The organism is Kitasatospora sp. NPDC059462 (genome assembly GCF_042749955.1).
Taxonomy (GTDB): domain Bacteria; phylum Actinomycetota; class Actinomycetes; order Streptomycetales; family Streptomycetaceae; genus Kitasatospora.
In genome coordinates this window covers 1-4,675 of the sequence record NZ_JBHYUU010000149.1, presented here as the reverse complement: position 1 = coordinate 4,675, position 4,675 = coordinate 1, and the positions used below count along the sequence as shown (strand labels likewise).

6 protein-coding genes are annotated in these 4,675 nt (G+C 71.4%); 4 read left to right on the top strand and 2 right to left on the bottom strand.

Going from position 1 to position 4,675, the window contains the following annotated elements:
* Nucleotides 1-10 precede the first annotated feature (10 nt).
* Entirely contained in the window at nucleotides 11-1,771 is a 1,761-nt protein-coding gene (gene dacB, locus ACFXAM_RS29165) for a D-alanyl-D-alanine carboxypeptidase/D-alanyl-D-alanine-endopeptidase (RefSeq protein ID WP_380295682.1), read from the bottom strand.
* Nucleotides 1,772-1,848: 77 nt separating this feature from the next.
* On the opposite strand from dacB, the gene ACFXAM_RS29160 reads away from it, so the two are divergent.
* Both ACFXAM_RS29160 and ACFXAM_RS29155 read left to right on the top strand, forming a co-directional pair.
* The gene (locus tag ACFXAM_RS29160; protein WP_344344657.1) at nucleotides 1,849-2,340 is read left to right on the top strand and encodes an inorganic diphosphatase; all 492 of its coding nucleotides are present in this window, start codon (nucleotides 1,849-1,851) and stop codon (nucleotides 2,338-2,340) included.
* A 219-nt stretch (nucleotides 2,341-2,559) separates the two neighbouring features.
* The gene (locus ACFXAM_RS29155) at nucleotides 2,560-3,234 is read left to right on the top strand and encodes a heme oxygenase (biliverdin-producing) (RefSeq protein ID WP_380295680.1); all 675 of its coding nucleotides are present in this window, start codon (nucleotides 2,560-2,562) and stop codon (nucleotides 3,232-3,234) included.
* A 116-nt stretch (nucleotides 3,235-3,350) separates the two neighbouring features.
* On the opposite strand, the gene ACFXAM_RS29150 is transcribed toward ACFXAM_RS29155, so the two are convergent.
* Nucleotides 3,351-3,662: a hypothetical protein gene (locus ACFXAM_RS29150; RefSeq protein WP_380295707.1), complete on the bottom strand. Its 312-nt coding sequence runs from the start codon at nucleotides 3,660-3,662 to the stop codon at nucleotides 3,351-3,353.
* On the opposite strand from ACFXAM_RS29150, the gene ACFXAM_RS29145 reads away from it, so the two are divergent.
* On the top strand, nucleotides 3,558-4,397 hold the full coding sequence (locus tag ACFXAM_RS29145) for a helix-turn-helix domain-containing protein (RefSeq protein WP_380295703.1): 840 nt from the start codon (nucleotides 3,558-3,560) through the stop codon (nucleotides 4,395-4,397). The two genes, ACFXAM_RS29150 and ACFXAM_RS29145, sit on opposite strands and share 105 nt — an antisense overlap.
* An 11-nt stretch (nucleotides 4,398-4,408) precedes the next feature.
* Nucleotides 4,409-4,603: a DUF397 domain-containing protein gene (locus ACFXAM_RS29140; RefSeq protein ID WP_380295678.1), complete on the top strand. Its 195-nt coding sequence runs from the start codon at nucleotides 4,409-4,411 to the stop codon at nucleotides 4,601-4,603.
* Nucleotides 4,604-4,675: the final 72 nt, after the last annotated feature.

Genomic DNA, 4,675 nt, shown 5'->3' with positions numbered 1-4,675 from the left:
GCCCAGCCGCCTAGTGGCAGCCGCAGGCGGCGAGGCGGGCGACGACGCGGTCCATGGCGGTGCGGGCGGTGTCGGCGGGGGCGGTGGTGCGGGTCATCAGGGCGAAGGAGAGCAGGCGGCCGTCGGCGTCCACGACGGTGCCCGCCAGGGTGTTGACGCCGCTCAGGCTGCCGGTCTTGGCGCGGACCAGGCCGGCCGCGTCGGCGGCGCCCGAGGTGGAGCCGAAGCGCTTGCCGAGGGTGCCGGTGAAGCCGGCGATCGGCAGGCCGGTCAGCACCGGGCGCAGCGTCGGGTGGTCCGCGGAGGCGGCGAGCGCGAGCAGCTTGACCAGGACGACCGGCGGGATCGCGTTGCCGGTGTGCAGGCCGCTGCCGTCGTTGAGCACCACGCCGGCCGTCGGCACGCCGAGCCGGGCGAGTTCCTGGGTGACGGCGGTGGCGGCGCCCTCGAAGCTGGCCGGCTGGTGGGCGGCGAGCGCGGCCTGCCGGGCGAGCGCCTCGGCGAGGGTGTTGTCGGAGGTGGTCAGCATCCGCTCGACCAGCCGGGACACGGTGGGCGAGTCGACCCGCCCGAGCACCGGCGCGTCGGCGGCGGCCGGGGCGGCGGCCTGCTTCGCCTTGCCCTGGACGGTGATGCCCTGCGCCTTGAGCAGGTTGGCGAAGGCCTCGGCGGCCGCCCCGGCCGGGTCGGTGACGCGGGCGGGCGCGTCCTCGCGGCTCTTCGGGTCGACCTTGCCCTCGTCCACCATCAGCGGCGTCACCGCGGCGATGTTCTCGTTGTCGTGGTTCTTGTGCAGCGGGCTGCCGGAGTAGAGGGAGATGTCGTAGTCGAGCGCGACGGCGGTGGTGCCCGCGGCCTTCAGCGCGGCGGCGGTCTGCCGGGCCAGGGCGTCCAGCGAGGCGGGCGCGGTGTCCGGGTCGGCGGGGACGCCGCCGATCTGCACCTGGTCGGCGGGGAGCCCGGTGAGGGTCGGATCGCCACCACCCACGAGGGTGATCCCGCCGGTGGCCGCGTTCTTGACGACCCGGGTCGTCAGCCGGGTGTCGCCGGGGATCAGCGACAGCGCCGCGACCGAGGTGGCCAGCTTGGTGGTGGACGCCGGGGTGGCGGCGGTGTTCTCGCCGCTGCCGTAGAGGAGTTGGCCGTCGGCGGCGTCCGCGACGGCCAGGCCGACGGTGCCGAGGTTCTTGTCGGCGAGCACGGCGGCGAGCGCCTGCTGAAGGCCCTGGGAGGTGGGCAGGCCGGTGTCCGGCCCGGCCCCGGCGGCGGTCAGCACCGTCCCGGCGGGGGCCGGGCGGGCGGCGCCGGTGGGCTTGGCGGCGGGCGCGGCGGGGCCGGCGCCGGTGGTGGGGGTGCCCGCCGTGCCGGTGGCCGGGGTGGTGGCGGTGCCGGTGGCGCTCGCGGACGCGTGGGGCGACTCGCCGCCCCGGTGCCCCGGCCGGTTGCCGTTGCGGTCGCCGTCGTCCCCCTTGCCGCCCCGGTCCCCCTTGCCGCCCCTGCCGTCGTCCCGGTGGCCGTCGCCCTCGTCCTCGCCCCCCGGGGCCTTCCCGGTGGCCCGGCCGGAAGGCGAGAGCGATCCGGACCCGGACGGCGCGAACGATCCGGACGGCGCGACCGATCCGGACGGCGAGCCGGTTCCGGACGCCGGCGGGGACGGTTGCGCGTACGCACCGCCCGCACCGAGCACCGTCCCGGCGACCAGCACCGCCGCCCCGAACAGCCCCGCGGCCGTCCCCCCGCGTCGGTCCCCCGACCCAGCCCCTGCACGCACCGAACCGGCCCCTTTCCTCAGCACTCACTCCCGTAGGAGACACTTGGATTCTGTCAGTCCCTACCTTGGAGGAACCGTTGGAGTTCGACGTCCTTATCGAAATCCCGAAGGGCTCTCGTAACAAGTACGAGGTCGACCACGAGACCGGCCGTCTGCGGCTCGACCGGATGCTCTTCACCTCGACCCGCTACCCGGCCGACTACGGCTACGTCGAGGGCACCCTGGCGGACGACGGTGACCCGCTGGACGCCCTGGTCATCCTGGACGAGCCGACCTTCCCCGGTTGCCTGATCAAGTGCCGCGTCATCGGCATGTTCAAGATGACGGACGAGGCCGGCGGCGACGACAAGCTGCTCTGCGTCCCGGCGACGGACCCGCGCTGGGAGCACCTGCAGGACATCCACCACGTGTCGGAGTTCGACCGCCTGGAGATCCAGCACTTCTTCGAGGTCTACAAGGACCTGGAGCCCGGCAAGTCGGTCGAGGGTGCCAACTGGGTCGGCCGCACCGAGGCCGAGGCCGAGGTCACCGCGTCGATCAAGCGCCTGGCGGAGCAGGGCGGTCACTGAGCCGTCGTGCCCATCTCGTCCGTCCGGCGGTCCGTCCGCCCGGACGCTCCGAGGTAGGTCGAGGCAGTGGGAGGCCGGGGTCCGCGGAATTTTCCGCGGGCCCCGGCCTTCGCCGTTCCCGGGGGCGCACGGTTCTTCCCGACACCCTGTCGGCATGACAGGAACTTAGGTTAGGCTAACCGAAGCAATCGGGGGTGTACTCGATCTCTGGAGGCCCGCATGCCCATACCCGAGCAGCCCGTCGTCCCGTTCTCCACCGTGCTGCGCACCGCCAGCAGTGCCGAGCACGAGGCGGCCGAGCAGTCGTCCTTCATGAGCCGTCTGCTCGGCGGGCACCTCGGTGTCGAGGCCTACGCCGACCTCACCGCCCAGCTCTGGTACGTCTACCGCGCACTGGAGGAGCGGGCGCAGGAGCTCGCGGGGCACCCGGTGGCCGGTCCCTTCATCGACCCCGCGCTGCTGCGCACCGAGGCCATCGAGCGCGACCTGGCCCACCTGCGCGGTCCACGGTGGCGCGAGGGGCTCGCCCCGCTGCCCGCCACCGCCGCGTACGCCGCCCGGCTGGAGGAGCTCGCGGCCGACTGGCCGGCGGGCTACGTCGCGCACCACTACACCCGCTACCTGGGCGACCTGTCGGGTGGTCAGATCATCCGCGGCCTCGCCGAGAAGACCTGGGGCTTCGAGCGCAAGGGCGACGGCGTGCGGTTCTACGTCTTCGAGCAGGTGGAGAACCCGGCCGCGTTCAAGCGGGACTACCGGGCCAGGCTGGACGCGGCCGGCGTGGCCATGGACGAGGTCGAGCGCCGCCGGGTGGTCGAGGAGTGCAAGCGCGCCTTCCAGCTGAACGGCGCCGTCTTCCGCGACCTGGACACCCGGTACCCGCTGAGCGCCTGAACGGCTGAGCACGGAGCAGGAAGTCGGTGTGGTCGACTTCCTGCTCTTCGGCATTGCTCCCGTGGCCCCGGTCGGAGCAGGAAGTCGGTGTGGTCGACTTCCTGCTCCTAGGTGCGTCATCGGGGTATGCGGCGGTGGTTGTAGGGGTTGGTTTCGGGGCTGAAGTGGCGGGCCTGGCGGGCGATCCAGGTGTATTCGGGGGTGCCGTCGGGGGAGGTGCGCAGTTCCCAGCGCCCGTGGCGGGTGATGGGCGGCGGGGGCGGGCCGACCTTGAGGGCGGTGATGACACCGGTGATGACGGTGGCGAGGGCGAGGGCGAGGAGGTGGAGAGGCAGCGGCGCTTCGGTGCCGAGCTGAGGCGCCTCCGCGAGGGCGCAGGGCTGGCAGTCAAAGACGCCGGCGCACTCGTCGGCATGGGAGGCCCGCAACTCAGCCACATCGAGGCCGGCCGCACGGGGCTGGATCCGGATCGGTTGACCGTTCTGCTGGATGCCTATGGCCACACGGATGAGACCTATGCCGCAGCTCTGCACCGGATGGGACTCAGCAACGGAAAGGGCTGGTGGAGTGCCTTCAAGGGGTTCGTTCACACCTCGGCCCTCGATCTGGCCGAGTCCGAGTCGACCGCTGTTTCTCTCTCCAGCTACGAAACTCTGCTGATCCCCGGGCTGCTTCAGGTCCCGCGCTACAGCGAGGTCATCCTCAGCGGCGATGAGAAGAAGATGGAATTCCGCCGCAGCCGCCAGCAGGCCATAGGCAGCGACGGGTCCCTCCCACTTCACGCTGTGATCCACGAAGCGGCCCTGCATTCCCGGTTCGGCGGCCCCAGGGTCATGAGGGAACAGCTCGACTATCTGGTCGAGGTGACCGAACTCCCCCACGTCACCATCCAGATCCTGCCCTTCCGCTGTACCGAGTACGTCTCCACGGACACGTCTTTCATGATTGTGCACGGTCCGCACTCCGACCTGGACACCGTGCTGATGGAGCACCCCGGCGGCTCCACCTACCATGGCGATCCAGAGTCGCTCGTCGCCTATCACTCAAAGTTCGAACGCCTCAAGTCCCTTGCGCTTCCGGAACTGGAAGCATCTCGCGCTCTACGATCCCGAGCCGACCACGACTCCTGGGGACTGATTCAGCACATCCGCTACGCCCTCTAAGGAAGGCGCACATGTCACAGCTCGATTGGCACAAGTCCAGCTTCAGTGGCGACCAAGCCAACTGCGTCGAGATCCGCACAGGGGCCGCCGGCCTGGTCGAACTCCGGGAATCCGACGACGGCAACCTCATCCTCCGCATCGCCCCCTCGTCCTTCGCCGGCTTCCTCCAGGCCATCAAAACCGGTGAACTCGACCAGCACGCGTAGCCTCCGCCTTCCGGTTGCGGGGGGAGTAGGGGGGGCGGACTAAGCGGGCGTCACAACTCGTGCACGGCGACG